The sequence below is a fragment of the Rheinheimera faecalis genome (assembly GCF_021290965.1).
GTDB lineage: Bacteria > Pseudomonadota > Gammaproteobacteria > Enterobacterales > Alteromonadaceae > Pararheinheimera > Pararheinheimera faecalis.
The window spans coordinates 47,268-69,647 of sequence record NZ_JAJOYT010000015.1 but is presented as its reverse complement, the minus strand read 5'-3'; the positions used below and the strand labels follow the sequence as shown (position 1 = coordinate 69,647).

Sequence of the window (22,380 nt, the reverse complement as noted above, 5' to 3'; positions counted from 1 at the left end):
GATCTTTTTACTGAAGCGCCTCTGACAACTTACTGTACCTTAGTGCTATAGCCCGTAAAGCGTAAAACCCCCAGAATGCTATCCATCAAGTTTTAGCCTTTAAAAGGACAGTTCAGATGAAAACCTTGCCTTTTGTTCTATCTTCTTTCGCTTTTGCTCTGAGCAGCACGGCTTATGCGGCTTTGCCTGCATTAAAACTGAATTTAGACCAAACCACAGTGTCGGGTTTATCCAGCGGCGGTTATATGGCTGCGCAGTTTCAGCTCTCTCATGCCGACTGGATCAAAGGGGCGGCCATAGTGGCAGCAGGGCCAGTGTATTGTGCACAGAATAATTTAATGACAGCTCTGGATCACTGCATCAATAAAGTGGGCAATCCTATCCCTTTAGCTGATATCAATAAACAATTAAAAGAATGGTCAGTTCAGGGCTTGTTGGCGTCTGAAGCGCAGATTAAACAAAGCAAAATTTGGTTATTGCACGGCACCGCCGATCAAAAGATTGCCAAAGAAGTGGCTGACGCGCTCCACCAGCAGTACCAAGAGTGGTTACCCGCAGCACAGCTGAATTATGTGCAGGATAAAAACTTTGCTCACCATATGCCAACATTAAACGAAGGCAACACATGCGATAAATCCGAAGCGCCGTTTTTAGGCAAATGTAACTATGATGCGGCAGGTGAAGCGCTGAAATTTATTCAAGCCGGTTTAAAAGCCCCTGCCGATCACCCCAGCGGTACTGTTTATCCAATTGAGCAGCAAAAAATAGCAGGAGATCTGGCGGCTACCATGGCAGAACAAGGTTTTGTGTATGTGCCAAAAAGTTGCGAGCAAGGCCAAAGCTGTACTTTGCATATTAGCTTTCATGGCTGTAACCAACATGCCGATGCCGTCGGCATGGCTTATGTCGAAAAAGCAGGCTTTAACCGTTATGCCGACAGCAATAACCTAGTGGTGCTTTATCCACAAACCCGCGCCTCAAACCTGATGCCAATGAACCCACAAGCCTGTTGGGACTGGTGGGGTTACACAGATGCTAATTATGCCAACCGTAAAGGTCAGCAAATTCAGGCGGTTGTGAAACTAGCTCAGTCTCTGGGCGCCAGGTAACTGCAGATAAAGCCCGGCTAAGGCTGGGCTTTTAACCACAAAGCCCGTTTTGCTAACTGCTCCGCACTCGCCTTTTTGTTTTCTGTCAAAACCCAACTTTGGTCCGCAGCAAAAGTCACTTGAGTGCTATAGGTTTTACCACGACTGCTAAAACTCAGCTCTGCTGTATCCCCCACTTTGTAACGGCCTAGTGCTTTGTCCCACTGGGCTTTGGAATCAAGTTTATAACGCCCAAGTTTTAACAGCAGATCGCCTTTTTCCACTCCGGCCTGATACAAAGGCGTACCGATCAGAGGATTACTGTCTACTTTGAGTTGCTTGTCCTGCTCCAGCAAAGTTGCAGCAGTTAAAAATGCCTGTGTTGGTTTAGCGATTGCCAACTTCAGCCCCATAGCAGCAAATAAAATTTCGAAATCAGGTAATTGCTGACCATGGATATAACGGCTAAAGAAGTTCCTGGCAAAATCCGGATTGGCTGTAAGCTCCGCCAATGCATGCTGCAGATCTTGTTCTGTATAAGGACGCCCTACTTTGCCAAACTCCTGCCACAGCTTTCGCATCAATAAATCCAGGCTCAGACCTTCAAATTCAGTACGTAAGGTTAAATCCAGCGCCAGCCCCAGCACTTCACCATAGGTGTAATAAGAGATATAGCTATTGGCGTAGTTGGTGGGGTCGACCGACACTGCAGCATCAACAAAAGGTGCCATCTCGCTCATACCAGTGGCAGGGAAAAACTGCCGGCCCGGTGAAAGTTTCACTTTGTTTACTGCAGCTACGGTTTTATCCAGATAAGTGGCTAAATCAAAATGACCTGTACGGCTTAACACCAGTTTGCCGTAATAGTTGGTCACCCCTTCGGCAAACCATAAATTACGGCTCATATTGGCGCGCTGAAAATCAAAAGGTTCTAAATCGGCCGGACGCAACCGCTCCACATTCCAGGCATGAAAAAATTCGTGCGACAAGGTTTCTATCTGGGCGTAATTTGCCTCTTTGAGTGAACGCTCATCGGTCAGGATCGTAGAGTTACGATGCTCCATACCGTCACCATCCACATAAGGCAGATAGTCGGCAATAAACAGATACTGGCCATAATCGAACTTAGGGTATTCGCCAAATATCTTCTGCTGCTCTGCCACTACAGCTTTAGCTTTTTCAGTGAAGGTATCCAGTTGTTGTTCTGTGCCCTGATGATGCAGAGCCAGATGAATAGTGGCTTCAGAGTATTGATCAGCCACTTTCCAACTGCGGTGGCTGTAAGCACTTAGCTCAACCGGACTGTCCATCAGATACTGCAAATCAGGCGCTGTGTAACTGCCATCCGTTTGTAACTGCAGTTGAGTCGCAACTCTCCAGCGCGCATCGGGTAAATCAAAACGTAAAGAAGCGCTTTGCTGTGCGTAATCCTCTGCAAACAACAAAGTAGCGGGCATATTTAAATGGGCGTGAGTTCGGTCTATCTGGTTATAAGTGCCGTCGCCCCAATCGCCGTACAAACGATATTTAACTATCACAGTGCCATCGTGCTGCCCTACCGACCATTGGCTTGGGTTAATACGCTGCACGGGTAAAACTTTGCCTGTACTGTCTGTCGCTTTTAAATCATAAATATTTTTAGCAAAGGCATGAGGTGCATAACGGCCAGGGGAAGCGCTACTCATACTCAGCAGTAAGTTCGCTGAACTGACGCCTTCAAACTGCGCCTGAATAGCGGCTTCATGGTGCGCTGCGTTGTTAAACGACAACTGATAACTGACCGCTGGTTTAACCGGAGTTTCTGCCGCCAACAGGCTGAAACTAAACAAAGTGAATGAAGACAAGGCAAAAAGCAGGCGCACTACAACATCCTTTCTTAAAGTGTGAAGCTCTACCATAGAGCAATTGACGACGCACTCCAATCAGCATCTTTGCACTTCATCGCAAAAACAAAGCCATGTACAGAATTTCGCCCATAAAGACCAATAAAGCTGTGGTGCAGAGCTTGTGGCTGTTGAATAATAAAGCCTGACGCAATAAAGAGGGAGCATGCAGGTGGTTCAGGCAGTTATTTTTGATATGGATGGGGTACTGATTGATTCTGAACCTTATTGGGCTGAAGCCGAGCAACATGTGTTTCGCCAATTAGGCGTGAAACTGGATCCGGCCATTACCTCACAAACCAGCGGCATGACCACCAGAGCAGTAACTGAACTCTGGTTTAAGCATTCACCATGGCAAGGTTTAACTATTGAACAAACCGAACAGGCCGTCATCGATTACGTGGCTTTGGCCGTGCTGGAGCGTGGTGTGGTAAAAAAAGGAGTACTGGAGCTGTTGCAGCAATTGCAAAGTTGGCAAATTCCGGTGGCACTTGCGACTAACTCACCAGGTTCTCTGATGAACACTGTGCTGGATAAACTACAAATTAGGCCTTACTTTCAGGCGCTTTGCTCTATCGAGCTAGTCACACAAGGTAAACCTAAACCAGAAATTTACCATCTGGCAGCCAGCAAGCTTGGTGTAGCTTCAGAACATTGTCTGGTATTTGAAGACTCAGTCACAGGCTTAACAGCAGCCAAAGCAGCAGGTATGAAAGTAGTAGCTTTACCGGCTGAACATCACTGGCACAGAGCTGAATACGATCAGGCCGAAAGCCGCTTAAAATGCTTTAGCGACATTCAGCCAGAGCATTTTCGGGCCTGGGGATTTGAGCAGAAGTAATTGAGCTCCGACTGCTACACACGAACTACAGGGATGCAGTTTTTCAGCAGCATAAAGCCTCTGAATGACAGAAAGCAAAAAGCCAGTCGAAGACTGGCTTTTTAACAACACATCTAAAAGATGGTGCCCAGAGGCGGACCAGGTTTGCCAGGAGCAAACCGGAACAGCTTTAGCTGGCCCGAAGGGCAAAATACATGGATGTAGTTTGTACCAGGTTTGCCAGGAGCAAACCGGAACAGCTTTAGCTGGCCCGGAGGGCAAAATACATGGATGTATTTTGTAATCGAAGATGAAGCCTTTGGGCATAAAACAAAAAGCCCGTCACAAGGACGGGCTGTTTGTTTTTTTATGGTGCCCAGAGGCGGAATCGAACCACCGACACGCGGATTTTCAATCCGCTGCTCTACCGACTGAGCTATCTGGGCGTAACGTGAATGGTGCCGCTTATCCGAGTCGAACGGATGACCTACTGATTACAAGTCAGTTGCTCTACCAACTGAGCTAAAGCGGCAACCTAAACTGGGTGACAGGATTACAAAGGAATCACATCACTAAAATTAATGGTGCCCAGACGCGGAATCGAACCACGGACACGCGGATTTTCAATCCGCTGCTCTACCGACTGAGCTATCTGGGCAACGGGGGGTATTAAACGGATTTCGGCGATCCAAGTCAACTTATTTTTTAGTTGCTTGAATCGTTAGCTTAATACTTGAACAAAGCGGACATTTTTTAAGAGTTTTGTCCGCATTTTTCCATCAATTTGCCGATGTATCCAAAGGCGCAAAAGATTTGACTAGCTGATCCAATTCTTTCATTTGCTGCAGGTAGGCTTCCAGTTTATTCAGTGGTAAAGCACAAGGGCCGTCACATTTGGCTTCATTTGGATTCGGATGCGCTTCGATAAACAAGCCAGCTAAGCCCAAAGCCATACCAGAGCGCGCTAATTGAGCAGCCTGAGCACGACGACCATCAGCAGAATCGGCACGACCACCTGGACGCTGTAACGCATGAGTAGCATCAAAAATCACCGGCGCGTATTGCTTCATATCGTCCATACCCAGCATGTCGACCACAAGGTTGTTATAACCAAAGCTGGAGCCACGTTCGCAGAGGATAATTTTATCATTACCCGCTTCCTGAAACTTGGTGATGATATGACGCATTTCGTGAGGTGCTAAAAACTGTGGTTTTTTCACGTTAATCACAGCACCGGTTTGCGCCATAGCTATGACTAAATCGGTTTGACGGGCTAAAAAGGCCGGCAACTGAATCACATCCACCACTTCAGCCACAATAGCGGCCTGATAAGGTTCGTGCACGTCGGTGATCAGCGGCACGTTAAAGGTTTTTTTAATTTCTTCAAAAATCTTTAAGCCTTCTTCCATGCCAGGGCCACGGTACGAATGCACAGAAGATCGGTTGGCTTTGTCAAAAGAGGCTTTAAAGACATAAGGAATGCCCAGCTTTTCTGTCACTTTGACGTAGTATTCCGCCACTTGCATGGCTAAATCACGCGACTCTAAAACGTTCATGCCACCAAAAAGCACAAAAGGTTTGTTATTGGCGACTTCAATAGCGCCAACCTGAATAGTATGTTGGTTTGTCACTTTCAATTCCTCAGACAAAATACCGTTGCTTGTGCTAATACCCTAAGTAATTGAAGTTGCAGGGCGGCGACAAGCGAGTGAGACCCCAGGAGCATAGTTGTCCTATGTGACTGGGGCGAGCACGCGCAGTCAACAAAGCTGCGGCTTCAAGTAAGAAGGGTATGATACCTCTAATGCAGCCACTGTGGGTAGGCCGACAACTGGCGGATTTGTTGTTTCATATGATCGTTGGACGGGTCATCCGGTTTTTGATCCACAAAATACTGATAATCGCTAATCGCTAAAGACCAGTGATCAAGTAACTCAGACAATAAGCCCCGCTCGCGATGTAAATAAGGATCCCCTGGCTTTTGGTCCAGCAAATGCTGCACTACAGCCATCGCCTGTTCACGTTTGCCCAGTGCCAGCAACAGCTGCTTTTGCAACTGCCAAAGCCCGGCACAAAAACCAGCAAAATCTACAGCTTGTGTCGCCAGTTCCTGAGTAAGACTCAGCGCCAAACCATTTTCAGGGCTTAACAAACATTGCCAGGCGCCAGTGTAGGGGTCTACCCACACCTTCTCAGCTTTGGATAAATGCACCTGCACTAAATATTCGCCTTTGTAGCGCACTATATCGCTCTCAAAACCCGCTTGTTGCAGCCAGCATAACAACAGCAGGACCAAAACTAAGGGGTCGGCTTCACGCTGATTAATGGCATAACTCAATAATGTAGGCTGATGCATCTCTTCAATCAGCAAAGGTTTGATAGGTGGAGTAAAAAAGGCGTCACGGTAAAAGTTGTCCACATGACGTGCCAGTGCGTTCATTGTCAGCGTTTTTTCAACGCTGGCAGGCGCCATTGCAAGCCAGCTTTCTCTGGCCTGCTGAATTTGTCCGGCATCAGTCCACTGCTGTTCTATCGCTAACAATAACTCAAGCAGGGCCAAGCCCTGCTGCTTTAACTCAGACTTCATGTACTACCTAAAACCATGAAAAATAAAAACAAAAAGTGAGGTTATCTTAAGCAATCAGCCATATTAACCAAAAAGCAGTGGGGTTTTCGTAATTGCAACTTTAGCAACCAGCGCCAACCAACTTAAGGCACCAATAAAACCAACCCAACGCATCAGCAGGGTACGGCCTTTTAACGCCATCACAGCCAAACCAATATAAGCGAATAAACCAAAGAGTTTCTCGGTCAACCATGGCGTTTGAAACGGGTATTGCTGAATGGTCAACATCAGGCCTATAGCCGTCAGTAATAAAAAGGTATCCACAACGTGAGGCGCAATTTTTAAGAACTTATTCTGCAGCAAAGCTGGGGATTTTAAACTCAATAAAAACCGCACAGCCAAAAAAGTTACGCTGAGCGCGATAAACAACATATGAGAATGTTTTAATGCCATATACATAAAAATAGTCCTTAAGGATCTGCTAACAATAACTACAACAATGTGTAAAACAATAAGACCACCCGCAGGTGGTCTGTATCAAGGATAACTGCGACTCACTCTTCGTCCGGGTATTTTTGCAGTATTGCTTCCAGTTTGTCGACCCGACTTATAAAAATTTCGACCAGTTTAGGGTCAAAATGCTTGCCCGCCTCACTACTGATCTTCTCCAGCACCTGCTCTAAGGTCCAGGCCGATTTATAACAGCGTCTGTGTCGCAATGCATCATAAACATCTGCTAAAGCAGCAATACGGCCGTAAATATGGATTTCTTCGCCTTTTTTGCCACTGGGATAACCTGAACCATCCCATTTTTCATGATGGTCCTGCGCTATCACAGCGCCAGCCTGAATAATGGTGCGTTTGGAGTTCTTTAAAATTTCATAACCTATGCTGGCATGGGTTTTCATCACTTCCCATTCCTGGCCATGCAGCTTCATTGGTTTATTCAGTATGCCGTCTGGTATGCCGACTTTACCGACATCATGCAAAGGCGAAGCAAACATCAGCTTTTCAGCTTCTTCTTCCGGCATGCCATAAGCTTTAGCCAGATCGTAACAAATAAAAGCCACCCGTTTGACATGATTACCAGTTTCGATAGACCTATGCTCAACCGCTTCACTTAAGCGATAGACAATTTCACGCTGTGTATCTTCAATTTCACTTTGCAGTTGCACGTTTTCATAGGCAATTTGCACGTTTTGTGAAAACAGCTCAATGAGTCGCTTTTGGGTGTCTGTCATCAGGCTAGGCAAACCTGACACATAAAGCAGAGAGCCCGAGGTAAATTTACTGGTGCAATAGGCCACCAGATAATTGTCACGGTACACAATGCTGCGGCTATTTAATGCCTGATGAAACGCATCCAGTAAAGCCGGTTCCAGCACTTCGCTGATTTGTTTACCTTCTTGTTTTTCAAACTGGCCTAAACCAGCAAACACCACTAAACGCTCAGGATCGGCTTCTTCATTAATATTGCCAGCCACCAGCGATGAGGTCACCAGCAAGGCATTGTCGTTACAGCCTAAAATAGACGTCAGTTGCTGCAAGACACCATCAATAAACTGCTCCATCGAGTGGGCGGAAAACAAATCAGCAGAAGCGGTAATAATTTTCTCAAGGCCCTGACGGCTGTGGTCAATAGCCAGAATATCGCGGTAGGAACGTAAGCTCGACATCACCACAGTAAAGAGTTTTTGCGCCGTCAGCTCAGTTTTTGATTTGTAGTCGTTGATATCGTAATTGACGATCACCTGACGCTCAGGTGCCTGGCCTGGCTGGCCGGTACGTAAAATAATACGTACATAATGGTTATGCAGATCTTCGCGGATATAACGGGCCACCAGCAAACCGGCATCGTCGGTTTCCATTACTACATCCAGCAGCACTATGGCCGCATCTGTATGCTTCGCCAGCATCTCTTTGGCTTCACGGCCTGAGTAGGCGCTGATAAATTCAAGGTGTTTACCCTGAAAAGAAAAGTCACTTAATGCAAGTTTAGTAACGGCATGAACCTCAGGCTCATCGTCGACTATCAGTACTTTCCAACTGCCACGGGAAATCTGTACAACTTCCTCGGGTTCCTCAGCAAATAAAAAATCATTTGCCATGTAACACTCCTTAGCTTGCCGCGCGCTTTACTGCTGTGTGTTTATTTATATGCGCTAAACAGGGAAGGGTCAAAGCAAAGTCGTTGAAAATATAAATATTTTGGAGTGTGGTCTTGAAGGGAGCTTTACTTAGTTCGACGGATCGCTCTGGTTCAGAGATAAAGTGTCAGCGATTCTAATTACATAAAAGATTTAATTTAATAGTGGTAACGACACGAAATAATCGTAATTGCATGATCATCAACTGCGAAGACCAGTCTGTTTGTATCATCTACGCGACGAGACCAAAAACCAGCTAAGTTTTCTTTAAGCGGTTCTGGCTTGCCAATACCTTCAAAAGGTGAACGCTTTACATCACTGATCAGTTTGTTTATCCGTTTAAGTGTTTTCTTCTCCTGCGTTTGCCAATACAAATAGTCATTCCATGCCTCGTCAGTCCATGAAAGTAAACGACTACTCATCAATCAAATCCCGTTGAGTCACTTGACCAGCTTTGAATTGCGCAATTGAGCGATTCAAATGCTCAGCATTTGCAGGGGAACGCAATAAATGCACTGTTTCCATCAGACTATTGTAATAATCGAGTGACATCACAACGGCATCTTCTGCATCACGACGAGTTATTACCGCCGTATCAGCATCATTGACCACTGAATCTAACACCGCTTTTAAGCTATTTCTTGCTTCTGTAAAAGACACAATTCTCATAAAACCTCCACATGTACAACTTACAGCACAAGTATAAAATCAAAGCTCTGACTTGTACAGTAACTGGAACAAATGCAAAAGCGGGCGCGGATAAAACGCGCCCCTATAGTAGGTTTTAAGAGAAGTAATTCAAAGAAAGGAAAAACAAAACTTAAGCCGGAAGTTGCCCACCGCTAATACGCCATTGGTCGCCGTAGTCTTTCACCGATTGCACAGAAGTAAAACCTGCAGCTGTTAGTATCTGCTGTACAGCGTCACTTTGCTGGTAGCCGTGCTCCAGCCATAACCAGCCTGATGGAGCTAAATAGTGTGGGGCTTGGCTACAGATATGACGAATATCGGCCAGACCTTGTTCTGGTGCTACTAAAGCCGAGTCGGGTTCAAAACGTACATCACCTAAGGCTAAATGTGGGTCTTCTGCGTCTATATAAGGTGGGTTGCTGACGATTAAATCAAACTGCTGACCCACCACAGCTTCAAACCAGCTGCTTTGTTTGATGTGGCAATTAGCTAACGCCAGAAGCTGAACATTTTGCTTTGCCAGTTCTACAGCATCGGGCTGTAAATCAACGCCAGTCACGGTCCAGTTTGGCTTTTCTTTGGCTAAAGCCAAAGCTATAGCTCCTGTGCCAGTGCCTAAATCCAGCACTTTGGCTTGAACAGGCAACGACAAAGCTAAAGACTGTTCGACTAACAGTTCTGTGTCGGGTCTTGGTATTAAAGTGCAAGGGGCAACAGCAAGTTTAAAATCCCAGAAATACCAGTAGCCCAAAATATGCGCCAAAGGCTCGCCGGTCAGACGGCGTTTCAGCACAGGTTCGACTATCAGTAACTGTTCCTGGGTAAGCTCACGCTCTGGATACAACATCAAGGTGGTGGCATTTATATCCAGCACTTCCAGCAGAATACGCCGGGCTTCCTGTTTGGCATCCGCAGGTACAGGGCCGGTTTCAAGCAAAGGGCTGAGTAACGCAGCAGCTTGTTCCAGCCACTGCGTCAACGTTGGATTGTTAGCGATTTTCATCAGCCAAAGCAGCTAACAAGTCGGCCTGGTGTTCATGGCTTAATGGGCCAATAACCAGGTCTAAATCACCTTCCATTACATCGAGCAAACGGTAGATGGTCAGGTTAATACGGTGATCCGTTAAGCGGCCTTGTGGGAAGTTGTAAGTACGGATACGTTCAGAACGGTCACCACTGCCGACTAAAGAACGGCGGGTGGATTCTTCAACTAAACGGCGTTTTTCATCTTCAGCAGCCTGAATACGCGACTGCAACACGCTCATAGCGCGGGCGCGGTTTTTGTGCTGAGAACGTTCGTCCTGACATTCCACCACTATACCTGTAGGTAAGTGAGTGATACGAATGGCAGAGTCAGTTCTGTTTACGTGCTGACCACCGGCACCAGAGGCGCGGTAGGTATCTACTTTTAAATCAGCAGGGTTAATTTCGATGGCTTCGCTTTCTGGTACTTCCGGCATAATGGCCACAGTACAAGCTGAGGTATGCACCCTGCCCTGAGATTCAGTGGCTGGTACACGTTGCACGCGGTGACCACCAGATTCAAATTTCAAAATACCGTAAGCGCCTTCGCCCTGAATGCTGGCGATCACTTCTTTATAACCACCGTGTTCGCCGTCGTTGCAGCTGACAATTTCCACTTTCCAGCGTTTGCGTTCACAAAAACGGCTGTACATACGGAATACGTCACCGGCAAAAATAGCGGCTTCATCACCACCAGCACCGGCACGAATTTCAAGGAAGCAGCTGTTGCTGTCGTTTGGATCTTTAGGTAACAACAGAATTTGTAAGTCCTGATCCAGCTGTTCAATCCGCTCTTTGGCCGCTTTGTATTCGTCTTGCGCCATATCACGCATATCCGGATCTGAGTCTTTCATCATCTCTTCAGCGCTGGCTAAATCATCCTGCGCCTGACGATACAAACCAAAAGCATGGCTCAGTTCTTCCAGTTGGCTGTACTCTTTAGACAACTCGCGAAAACGACTTTGGTCAGAAATTACGCCAGCGTCACTTAATAACGCCTGAACTTCTTCATAACGTTCGACCAGAGCTTCGAGTTTGCGGTACACCGATTCTTTCATGTTGTTTCTATTTACCTGATTACAGATCTAACAAAGTGTTGATCAAAGATTGTTGTTGAGGTTGCTCGTCCTGAAGTAACTGCCTCAGCGCCTTGGTTGGTGCATGCATCAACCTGTTGCTGAGTTTAGTCGCAAGTTCAGCTAATACTTTTTCAGGGTCCTGCCCTGCTGCAATTTGTTTGCCCGCTTTGGCCAGCAATTCGTCACGTATGGCTTCGCCTTTGTCGCGGTAATCGCGCACTACGTCCAGCTGGCCATGCAAACTCAGCCACTGACTGAACTCGCTGACGCCCTGCAAAATCATTTGCTCGGCTTCAGCCGCTGCTTCCTGACGGTTCTGCAGGTTTTGCAGCACTATGGATTGCAAGTCATCCACTGTATACAAATAGGCGTCTTCCAGCTCTGCCACTTGTTCTTCAATATCACGTGGCACAGCTAAATCGACAAAAAACATAGGTTTATGACGGCGTTTTTTCAGTGCCTGTTCCACCATACCTTTACCGACAATAGGCAAGGTACTGGCAGTCGAACTAATGACGACGTCGGCATTGGCCAGGGCTTGTGGCACTTGTGCCAGGCTGACGGCTTCACCGTTAAACTGACTGGCTAAAGCCGCAGCTTTGTCATAAGAGCGGTTGGCGACAGTAATTTTTTCCGCGCCCTGCTCCAGTAAATGTTTGGCCACAAGCTCTATCGTCTCACCGGCGCCAATCAACAGCACTTTGACTTTGCCGAGCTGACCAAAGATTTGTCGGGCTAAACTTACCGCAGCAAAAGCGACAGACACTGCACTGGCACCAATGTCCGTTTCAGTACGAACCTGCTTGGCCACTGAAAAGGTCTTCTGAAACAAACGCTCAAAAGCCGGATTAATAGTACCGGCCTGACGCGAATGGCTATAAGCCTGCTTCACTTGCCCCAAAATTTGTGGCTCACCCAGCACTAAAGAATCCAGGCCGCAAGCCACACGCATTAAATGACTGCTGGCCTGCTGATCCTGATGCAGGTATAAATGATGCTGCAATTCGGCCAGATCCAGCTGATGAAATTTGCTCAGCCAGTCAATTACTTGTTTCGATTGTTCAGGGCTGCCGCTAAAATACAGCTCAGTTCTGTTACAGGTGGACAAAATCACAGCGTCAGACACCTGGGTCTGAGTGGTCAGATCCCGCAAGGCGTCCAAAATTTGTTCAGGCGCAAAAGCGACCTGCTCACGTAAGGAGACAGGTGCAGTTTTATGATTAATACCTAAAGCAAAAATGGTCATTCACCTGTTTGGCCCGTTTCGAAAAAACCGGCGTTAGTCAAAAGAGGGCGAATTGTACGAAAAAGCCCAAACTAAAAAAAGCGTAGAGAAGGAATTAGTGTGTTTGCAGCGATAAAAACTGGTTGTTTTGTAGTTTTCAGTCTGATTTTGACAGGTTGTGCCAGCAACAGCAGCCAGCTAAAACCAGTTATTCCCCTATCAGCCCAACAACGACAACTGCAATTAGAGCAATTGCAGGAGTTTACACTGACCGGAGCCTTAGGTGTAAAAGCGCCTCAAGAGAGCGTCAGCGGCAGTTTAAACTGGCAACAACAAGGCCCCTATTTTCAGGCCAGTATGACCAACTTTGTGGGCATCAGCATCTTTGAACTGGAAACCGACGCTTTGGGCGCTACGGTCAAAGCAGATGGCGAAACTCATAAAGCCCAGTCGGCCAGTGCCCTGCTGGATTATTTATCCGGCTGGAGTTTACCTATTGAAGAAATGCCGCTCTGGCTCAAAGGAGTGGCAAGCCCGGAAAGCTTTAATCATCAATGGGATGCTCAAGGCCGTTTAACCAGTTTTACGCTAAAAGACAGTCAGCAGCGTGACTGGCAAGTCAGTTACAGCGAGTTTTTCCCCGATGCCTTAGCTTTGCCAAAACGTATTCAGTTGGATTCGAAAGCCGATGGCAGCCGTATTAAGCTGGTGGTGCGTAAATGGCAACTTTAACTTTATCGGCGCCAGCCAAACTGAACTTATTTTTACATATCACAGGCCGCAGGGCCGATGGTTATCATAATCTGCAAACCTTGTTTCAAATGCTTGATTGTGGCGACCAGCTTAGTTTCTCACTCACCAGGGATGGTGAAATCCACTTTAGTTGTTCAGATAAAAGTATAGAAAACGACAGCAATCTGGTGGTGCGCGCCGCTAAGTTACTGCGGCCTTTAGCCTCGGATAACGCCGGTGTAAAAATCCATCTGGATAAACAAGTGCCTATGGGGGGCGGCTTAGGGGGCGGCTCGTCCGATGCAGCGACCACACTGCTGGCATTAAACCAGTTATGGCAATTAAAGCTATCAAACGCACAGCTTTGTGAACTGGGCTTAAAGTTAGGGGCTGACGTTCCTGTCTTTGTATTCGGAAAAACAGCCTTTGCGGAGGGGGTTGGAGAAAAATTACAACCCGTTAGTTTGCCGGAAAAATATTACCTGATTGTGACGCCAGATGTGCATGTCAGCACGGCTGAAGTGTTCGGCAACCCTGATTTAATCCGCAATACGCCCGTCATGTCCGTCAAAGATCTACTAGACTGTGAGTGGCAAAATGACTGCGAAACTCTGGTGAAACGGCTCTACCCCGAGGTTGCAATGGTACTGAACTGGTTGATAGAATACGCGCCGTCCCGAATGACAGGTACCGGTGCCAGTGTGTTTGCCGAGTTCCAGGATGAATTAAGTGCCCGTCAAACCCTTGCAAAACTGCCTCCACCATGGCGTGGTTTTGTTGCTAAAGGGGTCAATCAGTCTGCTGTCCTGACTGAATTGGAACAAGCCGTATGACGCACAGCAGGCGACACAAAAAGCCTGCTGCATTATTAACCGGACTCACAAACTGCCCTGAGGATCCTACCGTGCCCGACATGAAGATTTTCGCTGGTAACGCCATACCAGAACTCGCCAAGAAGATAGCCAGCCGTTTATATATCAAGCTGGGCGATGCCGAAGTCGGCCGTTTTAGTGACGGTGAAGTCTGTGTACAAATCAATGAAAACGTCAGGGGATCTGACGTTTTTATTATCCAGTCTACCTGTGCACCAACCAATGACAACCTGATGGAACTCATTGTAATGGTAGACGCCTTACGCCGCGCCTCTGCCGGTCGTATTACCGCTGTTATCCCTTACTTTGGTTATGCCCGTCAGGACAGACGCGTACGCTCTGCCCGTGTGCCAATCACTGCCAAAGTAGTAGCTGACTTTTTATCAAGCGTTGGTGTAGACCGTGTATTAACGGTTGACCTACACGCTGAGCAAATTCAGGGTTTCTTCGACGTTCCGGTAGACAACGTCTTTGGTAGCCCGGTATTGCTGGAAGATATGCGCAAACGTGAATTCGTTGCACCAGTAGTGGTATCTCCGGATATAGGTGGTGTAGTGCGTGCCCGTGCTATCGCCAAACTGTTGAATGATGCTGACTTAGCTATTATCGATAAACGTCGTCCTAAGGCCAACGTGTCTCAGGTGATGCATATCATTGGTGATGTAAAAGATCGTGACTGTATTATTGTCGACGACATGATTGATACAGGCGGCACTTTATGCAAAGCCGCTGAAGCCTTAAAAGAACAAGGTGCCAAACGTGTATTTGCTTATGCGACTCACCCGATTTTCTCTGGCAATGCCGCTGAGAACATCAGAAACTCAGTGATCGATGAGCTGATCATCACCGACACTATTCCGCTGAGTGCAGAAATGCGCGCAGTCAGCAAAGTAAAACAGCTGACCTTAAGCGATATGCTGGCCGAATGTATCCGTCGTATCAGCAACGAAGAATCTATCTCTTCTATGTTTGATTAATTTCAGACTGAAGATTTGAAAAAGGCACCGCTCGGTGCCTTTTCTTTTTGTAGCTTTCATTTGCAGCCTTAAGGCTCCAGTGATACCATAGCGCGCTTTTTTGCGTCGGCTGAAGTTCACTTCATCCACCGAAAAAGCTTCTTCCTGGGGTCAGGTCGCGGAACTCAGGGTCTATTAATTTTTGGAGAATACCATGTCAAACGCCATTTACACGTTAAATGCAGAAGTCCGCTCTGATTTAGGGAAAGGTGCGAGCCGCCGCCTACGTCACGCAGACAAAGTACCAGCTATCATTTACGGTGGTCACAAAGAAGCTCTGTCTATCACTTTAGATCACTCTAAATTGTTACAAGCTCAGGCTAACGAAGGTTTCTACACTCACATCCTGACTATCGTTGTTGGCGGTGAAGAAGTAAAAACTATCGTTAAAGCTATGCAACGTCACCCGTTCAAGCCAAAAGTTATGCACGTTGACTTCCAACGCGTAGAAGCTGGCCACGAGTTACACACTGTAGTTCCAGTACACTTCATCAACGAAGCTGCTGCAACTAAGAAAGGTGGCGTAGTTGCTCACCACATCAACGAACTGGCTATCACTGTGTTACCACAGAACCTGCCAGAATTCATTGAAGTGGATTTAGCTGACGTTGCTGTTGGCGTAACTCTGCACTTGTCAGACATTAAAGTTCCTGCTGGCGTAACTATCACTGAGTTAGCCAAAGGCGCTGGTCATGACCAAGCCGTTGTTACTGTGAACAAGCCTGCTGGCAAAGCAGACGAAGACACAGCTGAGTAATGACTGAAGCAATTCAGTTAATTGTGGGCCTGGGTAATCCAGGCCCAGAATACAGCCAGACCCGCCACAACGCAGGTCAATGGTTTGTAGAACAACTTGCCCGCCGCTATAACGTTTCTCTTCGTCCTGACAGTAAATTTTTTGGCCTGACTGGTAAATTTGTCACCCAAGGTCAGGAATATAAATTGCTGGTTCCCACTACGTACATGAATTTAAGTGGCAAAGCCGTTGCAGCTATGGCGCAGTTCTATAAACTTTTACCCGAAAATATTCTGGTGGCTCACGACGAAATGGCGATAGCGCCCGGCGTAGCTAAATTTAAACTGGGTGGCGGTCATGCTGGTCACAATGGTTTAAAAGACATCACCAGTAAACTCGGCAATAATGCCAATTTTTATCGCCTGCGACTGGGTATTGGCCATCCTGGCCACAAAGATTTAGTCACAGGTTATGTGCTGGGCAAAGCACCGCAATCCGAACAGAAGCTGATCGACGAAGCTTTGGATGAATCGATGCGTTGTTTTGAGCTCTGGTTAAGCGATGGCTTAATTAAAGCGCAGCACAGGTTACATAGTTTTAGCGCGGCTTAAGCAAAAGTTTAAGCGCGTCCGGTTCGCAAACAGCACGGCTTTGCCGTCTACAGCACAAAGGAAACACCCATGGGTTTTAAATGTGGCATCGTTGGTTTACCAAACGTAGGTAAATCCACTCTGTTCAACGCACTGACAAAAGCTGGTATTGAAGCGGCTAACTTCCCGTTTTGTACTATCGAACCAAATACCGGTGTGGTGCCTGTGCCTGATTTGCGTTTACAGCAACTGGCCGACATTGTAAAACCACAACGTATCCTGCCAACGACCATGGAATTCGTCGATATCGCAGGTTTAGTGAAAGGCGCTTCTAAAGGTGAAGGTTTAGGTAACAAATTCCTGGCCAACATCCGTGAAACCGACGCAATCGGCCACGTAGTACGTTGTTTTGATGATGAAAACATCATCCACGTTGCAGGTAAAATTGATCCGGCTGACGATATCGATACCATCAATATGGAACTGGTATTGTCTGATATGGACAGCGCCGACAAAGCTATTTTCCGCGTCAGCAAAAAAGCCAAAGCTGGTGATAAAGACGCTAAAGCTGAAATGGAAGTGCTGGAAAAAGTAAAAGCGCATTTAGAAAAAGGCTTAACTTTACGTCAGCTGGAATTAAGCGACGACGAAAAAGCTCTGGTGTCGTACATGAACTTCCTGACCATCAAACCTACTATGTACATAGCTAACGTACTGGAAGATGGTTTTGAAAATAACCCACACTTAGACGTAGTAAAAGCCATAGCTGCCAAAGAAGGCGCCATTGTGGTGTCTATCTGTGCTGCTATTGAATCTGAAATTGCTGAGCTGGAAGATGAGGAAAAAGCTGAATTCCTAGAGTCTATGGGCTTAGAAGAACCAGGCTTAAACCGCGTGATCCGTGGTGGTTACTCGCTGCTGAACCTGCACACTTACTTCACTGCTGGTGTAAAAGAAGTGCGCGCCTGGACTATTCCGGTTGGCGCCACAGCACCACAAGCAGCAGGCGTGATCCACACCGACTTCGAACGTGGTTTTATCCGCGCTCAAGTGGTGTCATACGACGACTTTATCGCCTGCAAAGGTGAAGCCGGTGCCAAAGAAGCAGGTAAACTGCGCGTTGAAGGTAAAACCTACGTCTGTAAAGACGGCGACGTCATGCATTTCTTGTTTAACGTTTAACGCTAAGGTTTTACGTTACCTTTGAAAACCGGACTTTTTAGTCCGGTTTTTTGTTGGAATTAGCAGAGGCTGACAGTTCCATGTCCAATCTATTAATAGCTCAGCATCTGATCATAATTTGGCCACCCGGTTAAAGCCTAGCTTTGTGATCCACACCAAACATCAATGGTTGAAAACGTATTGTTTTTAGGTAAGGATGTTATTCATAACGCCCGCGCTATCAATAAACCAAAATTTGAGGTAAGAAATGAACGATACAGCCATCGCCTTGCTGGAACGCTTAGTATTTATTAACGAAAATGTGTTAGAAACGCTTAACGACATCAAACTAGAGTTATCAGCAATCAAAGAGGAGCTTGACTGGACCAAGGAGCACTCGCATAGCAAAGTACAGTTAGACCAGTTGGTAGAGATTCAATCGATTTTGTCTGAGATAGAGTGCAACACAATGCCCTGAAAAAAAAGAAAAAATCAACAGGGTCGGAATTTGAGCCATAAGACGCTTCGCCCATCCAGAATACCAATACGTACGCCTGTGGAATTAACATATTCAGAGATGCACTGTATCTCTCAGGGCAATGATTAAGGAAAAAGCATGCCAAGGAAAGTACTGGTAGCCATTGCATTAATATTATTAACAGCATGTGGTCGCATCACTGAAGGTGTACAGACTGTAGAATATACCACCGAACTTATTTTCCCTATGAAGCTTGCCGATGCTGAAAACATTGAGTTTTTTGTAAAACACAGAGCCCTGCTTGAACACGAAAATACTAGACGATTTTTGGCTGATGAGCTCAGGCTGTCTTTTGATGCCAATGGAAAACCATCTCACCAACTACATCCGAGCACATTCGAAGTCTATCAGCTCGGCCTCCAGATAATAGACAGCAACCCCGAGCTAGCAGAAATGTACATGTTTGGGATAAGACAAGAAATTGTAGCTATGAGCCACACCGGTGGCATTGATGGCATCGTAAATGGTATAGCCGATAAACTAGGTCGCCCTTACATCTACGGCATGGTAGACGAGTCGATGCAATTTCTGATGGAAGGGCTAGATCGCAAAAACATTGAAGTGTTGAAAAATGTGCTGAACGTTAATAGTGTGACAATGCGTCATGCTGAGATGTTACAAAAAAGTCTGTTTCCATCTGAAGAGGATGATGAAAATTTTAAAATTAAAGGCGTTGTCACTAAATCCATTTTCATGCAAAACGTTTTCGTTAATACCGTGAATCTGGAGATTAGGTTAGGTTTACTCCAACTTGGAACAAGATTCAGTGATGAAGCCTACGATGCAGCGAGAATGACCAAAGCCCGTTTAAAAATTAAATTTAACCAAGAGAATGAGGAAAGACGTAAAAGGTTAGACCGAATAATTGATATGACCAATTCTTTAGGTTAACTAGTGGTTTAAAACTTTGCCTTGTTCACTCTGAACAGAAAAAAATAACACTTTTAACCATAAGCATTTCTCAGGAAGGGAAGTAAAAATGAAAGCAAGAGATGTACTTAATGATTGCATTCTAGCCAGAGACTACTTTTCAACCGCTGTAGGAAATGGCGATTATCAGCAAGCAAAGATTTTGTGGTTTTCATGTGTAACCTTGCTTAGGGCTGTAGGTCATGTTTTGCATAAAGTCGATTCGCAAAACTTCACTGCGGCTCTTAGGGATACTCTTAATTCTCAATTTAAGCAATGGAAAACTGAAGACGCTATTTTTAGGGATTTCATTGAGAAAGAGCGCAACATCATTCTGAAAGAATATGATTTAACTATTGAAGTTTCTGAGTCCGAAGAACCAGTAACTTTTACGACTTCTGATGGTTACCAATTTATAACTAGTGATGGGCGTGAGCTGTGTGTAAATATGACGCTGATGGAGTTAGTTAAAGCAAGGGGACATGGCGAAGGCAATACTCCACTTTCTGTACTAGACGAGGCCATAGAGTGGTGGAAATCCAAGCTAAAGCTATTTGAATGATACAGAAACCTCCTCAGAATCCCCTCAGGCTAGAAGTGCAAACTGGGGGCAAGTCTTGCCCAGAAATTCGAGGTGGTAAAACGCTTTTAAGGCAGCTGATTATTTGTCGATTGTTTCTTTTTAATGGGTTGCAAGGTAGCCTTAGAATTTATTGTTAGGCATTTTTAAGAGGGTATTTAGTTGAACTTCAATTACTCGATGGCAATTCTCGCTTTGTCTCTTCTAGTAGGAGCATGCTCACCAGCAACTGATATCGCCCAAGAAAATCAATATGGCGTTCTAAGAGTCCCCCTTCCACTTGATTGCGAACTTAACCCCAGCGATCTCAATTTACCATTTGTTCAAAAGGTGGAAGTGGTCAATTTCGACTTTCCGATTGACGGAATTAACACAAATGCATTTTTGCATATTCAGCATAAAGGCTTTCCAGATCAAGTATTGACACCGCTTCTCAAAGTATTGGAGCACTGTTCACCCAACATGAAAGTGACATATGACACTCCTGCTATGCTTTCGACGGATCTCGAAGAATATAAATCTCTTTCTGCCAAGCAAAACATCTATATGGTTGTTAACAAAGGTGAGTTTGTTGTGTATTACAAAAGCCCCAAGTGAAAACAGAGGAAAACAGAGGAAAACAGGGTCAAGTCTTGCGTCTTGCCCCAAGCTTTTTTGAAGTAAATCTTAAGTTTCAAATTGCTCTACACCTCAGTACTATTGATGCGAAGTTTGGTGAATGTATGCATATAAGCTCATATGAAACTTAGTGATTTTTGCAGAACACCACAGCCAGAATGTGTGGCGAAAAACCAGATCCCCATAGTTTGGAGTAACCAGTGTTGTTAAAAACTTATTTGCAAAAACACTTCGTTGATAAACCAACCTTCGTTTCACTTCTTGGCATCACCATCGAACGCCTGGATCAGCTGATTGCCGCCAAAGCAGTCCCGGAGCCTACCTACGTCTGCGATGGAAACACCATAGGCTCTGCTGTTTTTGGGGTTATTGAGATTGAAGAATCTATTTATGGCGATTTTTTTCGTCCCGAATGCAGCAGATGGGTCAAAATTGCAGATCAAGCCGCGCCGGGCAAAGAGCGTGATGCAGTGTTCTCAGTATTAAGCCATCAGCTGGAGCTTGGCTTGCAGGACTACTTCAAAGAGCCTGAAATTATTGGAAAAAAGATCCAGGATTTCCTACCCTACTTTTTGAATGGCACCTTTGGCCTTTGTATTGCCGATCCATCCAGCGGAACCAACATAGCCCGAAAGGAAGTACTGCAGCATAAACTGGCAGAGCTCACAGAAAATGGCAGCAATCCGTCACCAGCAGGCATCAGCAACAGTGAGCTTCTACAACTTATTGACGACTACGCCCTATCCAGCATGCCGTTTTCACCTGCTGAGTACGAGCGCAGTAGCAGAAAGCGTCTGGTCGATGATTTGCGTCCTGCAGTTGCCAAAGCCTGACCTTTCTGAAAATCGCCCCCAGACAGCCGAGTTCCATGCGCTCAATCACGCACGATAAACACTGCAAAATAACAGCAAAAATTGAATAAACTCCAATTATGAAGTATTCTTTTACCAAAGAAATAGCGGAGAGCCATGATGTCGGCAAATACACAGGCGGTATTACAACAAGATCCAGAGAAAACGGCTCAGGTTGCGCTTAGCGTGTTTTTTAACATCATGAATGCCTGGCAGGTGAAAGCCAAAGACCAAATGGTATTGCTGGGTAAACCTGCTGAATCCACTTTTTACAATTGGAAAAAAGGCAAAATAGCCAGTTTGTCGCCCGACACATTGGAACGGATCTCCTACGTCATGGGGATTTACAAAGCTCTGGGTATTTTATTTGCCAGCCGCGAGCAAGCCGACGCCTGGCCACAGAAACCCAATGCAGCCTTTAACAATGAAACGGCTTTGGATTTTATGCTTAAAGGCAGCGTGATGCATTTAAGTGATATGCGCAGGTATCTTGATGCACAACGAGGTTAAGACCTGCCTGCCTGACTGGGAAAAGTTATACCGGCTGGTTCCCAGTCACTTCCCGCCCATCAACTTGTTTGAAGAGGTCGCGAGCCCAGCAGAGCTGGACATCGTATTTGCGCTGGAGTCGCTTACCAATGACAGGCTGCGTCAGCAAGCTGGTGATTTGGCGCTGGTGCCTTTAGAAGATCGAATTTCCGGCCCTGGTAGCTCTCCTGTGATGGCAGCTTTTACTCATATCAGAACCGCAACCCGATTCAGCGATGGCACAGCTTATGGTGTGTATTACGCTGCAAATAGCTTAGCCACAGCCTTTGCAGAAACTATCTATCACCGGGAGCAATTTTTAGCCGCAACCCATGAACCAGATACCGAACTGACGATGCGCTGCTATATCAATACAGTAGTTTTGCCTTTGCACGATATCCGCGGTGCTGAATTTGACGGTCTACACAGCAATGATTATGCAGCGCCACAACTTTTCGCAAAAACATTGCGTGCTTCAGGCAGCAATGGCTTGGTATACAACAGTGTTCGGCACTCAGGTGGGCAATGTATTGCAGCCTTTAAGCCTAAGGCTGTCAGCATCCCTGTTCAGGCCGGACACTACAAATACGTCTGGAGCGGCAAAAAACAAAAGATTGAACATGTACTTGAGGTCAGTCTGGTAAAACTGTCTTAGCTGTTGGGTCGGATCACTGCAAAAACAAACCCGGCATTAAAATCCGGGTTTGTTTTATATCAGAGAAAAAAGC

The 22,380-nt window shown here is 46.0% G+C and carries 25 protein-coding genes and 3 tRNA genes; 15 read left to right on the top strand and 13 right to left on the bottom strand.

The window, feature by feature from the left end; translation table 11 throughout:
• Positions 1-116: 116 nt before the first annotated feature.
• The gene (locus LSG34_RS18740; protein ID WP_233010781.1) at positions 117-1,109 is read left to right on the top strand and encodes an extracellular catalytic domain type 2 short-chain-length polyhydroxyalkanoate depolymerase; all 993 of its coding nucleotides are present in this window, start codon (positions 117-119) and stop codon (positions 1,107-1,109) included.
• 17 nt (positions 1,110-1,126) lie between these two features.
• On the opposite strand, the gene LSG34_RS18735 is transcribed toward LSG34_RS18740, so the two are convergent.
• A complete protein-coding gene (locus LSG34_RS18735) occupies positions 1,127-2,950 on the bottom strand; it encodes a M61 family metallopeptidase (protein ID WP_233010779.1) in 1,824 nt (607 codons plus the stop codon).
• 187 nt (positions 2,951-3,137) lie between these two features.
• Here LSG34_RS18735 and hxpB point away from each other — a divergent pair, with 187 nt between their 5' ends.
• Positions 3,138-3,812, top strand: coding sequence for a hexitol phosphatase HxpB (hxpB, locus tag LSG34_RS18730; protein WP_233010777.1), 675 nt, complete (start codon positions 3,138-3,140; stop codon positions 3,810-3,812).
• A gap of 349 nt (positions 3,813-4,161) precedes the next feature.
• Here hxpB and LSG34_RS18725 read toward each other — a convergent pair.
• From LSG34_RS18725 to hemA, 12 genes are all read right to left on the bottom strand, one after another.
• A tRNA-Phe gene (locus LSG34_RS18725) sits at positions 4,162-4,237 on the bottom strand.
• A 10-nt stretch (positions 4,238-4,247) separates the two neighbouring features.
• Positions 4,248-4,323: transfer RNA gene (locus LSG34_RS18720), tRNA-Thr, on the bottom strand.
• 50 nt (positions 4,324-4,373) lie between these two features.
• Positions 4,374-4,449, bottom strand: a tRNA-Phe gene (locus LSG34_RS18715).
• Positions 4,450-4,570: 121 nt separating this feature from the next.
• Entirely contained in the window at positions 4,571-5,422 is an 852-nt protein-coding gene (kdsA, locus tag LSG34_RS18710; RefSeq protein ID WP_233010775.1) for a 3-deoxy-8-phosphooctulonate synthase, read from the bottom strand.
• A gap of 170 nt (positions 5,423-5,592) precedes the next feature.
• On the bottom strand, positions 5,593-6,378 hold the full coding sequence (locus LSG34_RS18705; protein ID WP_233010773.1) for a tetratricopeptide repeat protein: 786 nt from the start codon (positions 6,376-6,378) through the stop codon (positions 5,593-5,595).
• A 63-nt stretch (positions 6,379-6,441) separates the two neighbouring features.
• On the bottom strand, positions 6,442-6,816 hold the full coding sequence (locus tag LSG34_RS18700) for a SirB2 family protein (RefSeq protein ID WP_233010771.1): 375 nt from the start codon (positions 6,814-6,816) through the stop codon (positions 6,442-6,444).
• Between the two features lie 95 nt (positions 6,817-6,911).
• A complete protein-coding gene (locus tag LSG34_RS18695; RefSeq protein ID WP_233010768.1) occupies positions 6,912-8,465 on the bottom strand; it encodes a response regulator in 1,554 nt (517 codons plus the stop codon).
• A gap of 197 nt (positions 8,466-8,662) precedes the next feature.
• On the bottom strand, positions 8,663-8,926 hold the full coding sequence (locus tag LSG34_RS18690) for a Txe/YoeB family addiction module toxin (RefSeq protein ID WP_233010765.1): 264 nt from the start codon (positions 8,924-8,926) through the stop codon (positions 8,663-8,665).
• Entirely contained in the window at positions 8,919-9,173 is a 255-nt protein-coding gene (locus tag LSG34_RS18685; protein WP_233010761.1) for a type II toxin-antitoxin system Phd/YefM family antitoxin, read from the bottom strand. Before LSG34_RS18685 ends, LSG34_RS18690 begins: the two co-directional genes overlap by 8 nt.
• 151 nt (positions 9,174-9,324) lie before the next feature.
• Positions 9,325-10,197 (bottom strand): peptide chain release factor N(5)-glutamine methyltransferase, encoded by an 873-nt coding sequence (prmC, locus tag LSG34_RS18680; RefSeq protein ID WP_233010758.1) that lies wholly within the window; start codon positions 10,195-10,197, stop codon positions 9,325-9,327.
• On the bottom strand, positions 10,184-11,275 hold the full coding sequence (gene prfA, locus LSG34_RS18675) for a peptide chain release factor 1 (protein ID WP_233010755.1): 1,092 nt from the start codon (positions 11,273-11,275) through the stop codon (positions 10,184-10,186). The genes prmC and prfA overlap by 14 nt, the downstream gene beginning before the upstream one ends.
• A gap of 19 nt (positions 11,276-11,294) precedes the next feature.
• Positions 11,295-12,542, bottom strand: coding sequence for a glutamyl-tRNA reductase (gene hemA, locus LSG34_RS18670; protein WP_233010753.1), 1,248 nt, complete (start codon positions 12,540-12,542; stop codon positions 11,295-11,297).
• Between the two features lie 99 nt (positions 12,543-12,641).
• Between hemA and lolB the strand changes: the two genes are divergently transcribed.
• The 13 genes from lolB (at position 12,642) to LSG34_RS18605 (ending at position 22,307) form a co-directional block, all read left to right on the top strand.
• On the top strand, positions 12,642-13,253 hold the full coding sequence (lolB, locus tag LSG34_RS18665) for a lipoprotein insertase outer membrane protein LolB (RefSeq protein ID WP_233010751.1): 612 nt from the start codon (positions 12,642-12,644) through the stop codon (positions 13,251-13,253).
• Entirely contained in the window at positions 13,241-14,086 is an 846-nt protein-coding gene (ispE, locus tag LSG34_RS18660; RefSeq protein ID WP_233010748.1) for a 4-(cytidine 5'-diphospho)-2-C-methyl-D-erythritol kinase, read from the top strand. The genes lolB and ispE overlap by 13 nt, the downstream gene beginning before the upstream one ends.
• 71 nt (positions 14,087-14,157) lie before the next feature.
• Positions 14,158-15,102 (top strand): ribose-phosphate pyrophosphokinase, encoded by a 945-nt coding sequence (locus tag LSG34_RS18655; RefSeq protein ID WP_046521316.1) that lies wholly within the window; start codon positions 14,158-14,160, stop codon positions 15,100-15,102.
• 193 nt (positions 15,103-15,295) lie between these two features.
• The gene (locus LSG34_RS18650; RefSeq protein WP_233010746.1) at positions 15,296-15,898 is read left to right on the top strand and encodes a 50S ribosomal protein L25/general stress protein Ctc; all 603 of its coding nucleotides are present in this window, start codon (positions 15,296-15,298) and stop codon (positions 15,896-15,898) included.
• Positions 15,898-16,488 (top strand): aminoacyl-tRNA hydrolase, encoded by a 591-nt coding sequence (pth, locus tag LSG34_RS18645; RefSeq protein ID WP_008899749.1) that lies wholly within the window; start codon positions 15,898-15,900, stop codon positions 16,486-16,488. Before LSG34_RS18650 ends, pth begins: the two co-directional genes overlap by 1 nt.
• Positions 16,489-16,557: 69 nt before the next feature.
• A complete protein-coding gene (ychF, locus tag LSG34_RS18640) occupies positions 16,558-17,649 on the top strand; it encodes a redox-regulated ATPase YchF (RefSeq protein WP_233010743.1) in 1,092 nt (363 codons plus the stop codon).
• A gap of 247 nt (positions 17,650-17,896) precedes the next feature.
• A complete protein-coding gene (locus LSG34_RS18635) occupies positions 17,897-18,106 on the top strand; it encodes a hypothetical protein (protein WP_233010733.1) in 210 nt (69 codons plus the stop codon).
• A gap of 138 nt (positions 18,107-18,244) precedes the next feature.
• Positions 18,245-19,057, top strand: a complete 813-nt coding sequence (locus LSG34_RS18630) for a hypothetical protein (protein WP_233010731.1) — start codon at positions 18,245-18,247, stop codon at positions 19,055-19,057.
• An 88-nt stretch (positions 19,058-19,145) separates the two neighbouring features.
• Complete coding sequence (locus LSG34_RS18625) at positions 19,146-19,637, top strand: hypothetical protein (RefSeq protein ID WP_233010730.1); 492 nt, start codon at positions 19,146-19,148, stop codon at positions 19,635-19,637.
• 180 nt (positions 19,638-19,817) lie between these two features.
• On the top strand, positions 19,818-20,252 hold the full coding sequence (locus LSG34_RS18620; protein WP_233010727.1) for a hypothetical protein: 435 nt from the start codon (positions 19,818-19,820) through the stop codon (positions 20,250-20,252).
• A 221-nt stretch (positions 20,253-20,473) separates the two neighbouring features.
• A complete protein-coding gene (locus tag LSG34_RS18615) occupies positions 20,474-21,106 on the top strand; it encodes a DUF6058 family natural product biosynthesis protein (protein ID WP_233010725.1) in 633 nt (210 codons plus the stop codon).
• 138 nt (positions 21,107-21,244) lie between these two features.
• Positions 21,245-21,634 carry an MbcA/ParS/Xre antitoxin family protein gene (locus LSG34_RS18610; protein WP_233010722.1) on the top strand — a complete coding sequence of 130 codons (390 nt, stop codon included), beginning with the start codon at positions 21,245-21,247 and terminating at the stop codon, positions 21,632-21,634.
• Positions 21,618-22,307: an RES family NAD+ phosphorylase gene (locus LSG34_RS18605; protein WP_233010720.1), complete on the top strand. Its 690-nt coding sequence runs from the start codon at positions 21,618-21,620 to the stop codon at positions 22,305-22,307. The genes LSG34_RS18610 and LSG34_RS18605 overlap by 17 nt, the downstream gene beginning before the upstream one ends.
• The last annotated feature ends 73 nt before the right edge of the window (positions 22,308-22,380 follow it).